This window comes from Pseudomonas agronomica (assembly GCF_025917275.1).
Lineage (GTDB): Bacteria > Pseudomonadota > Gammaproteobacteria > Pseudomonadales > Pseudomonadaceae > Aquipseudomonas > Aquipseudomonas agronomica.
The window spans coordinates 1-477 of sequence record NZ_JAOSHO010001039.1; the positions used below are offsets into that span (position 1 = coordinate 1).

Annotated in this window: 1 protein-coding gene; it reads left to right on the forward strand. The window is 60.8% G+C overall.

The window, feature by feature from the left end; genetic code table 11:
• Nucleotides 1-427 (forward strand): bacteriophage T4 gp5 trimerisation domain-containing protein (locus OC610_RS28785; protein ID WP_408636681.1); only part of this gene is annotated, 427 nt, incomplete at its 5' end.
• Nucleotides 428-477 lie beyond the last annotated feature (50 nt).

Below are 477 nucleotides of genomic sequence, written 5' to 3' on the forward strand. Positions count from 1 at the left end.
CAACCAGGACATTGCCGTAGAAGTGGATGAAAGCCACTGGGTGGGCCGCGACCGGCGCAAGAACATCGACCGCAATGAAACCGTGCGGATTGGCGAAGACCGACTGCGGGCCGTGCAGTGCAACGATGCCCTGCTCGTCGGCGGAACCAAGAGCGACAGCATCAGCACCCAATACCTCGTGGAGGCGGGTTCGCAGATTCGACTGGTGTGTGGCAAGAGCGTGCTGGAGTTCAACGCCAGCGGCGAGATCAACATCTCGGGCACCGCGTTCAATATCTATGCGAGTGGCAATGGCAACATCGACACCGGCGGGCGCCTGGACCTCAACTCCGGTGGCGCCAGCGCCGTGGATCCCAAGGGCAAGGGCATCAAGGGCGTGATCGATGCGGCGGTCAAAGCGTTGTTCCCGGCAAAGGGCAAACACTGAGGTTCATGACAGAACGCTGCTCACTCAAGAAAGCAGATGAAGCCGTGGCG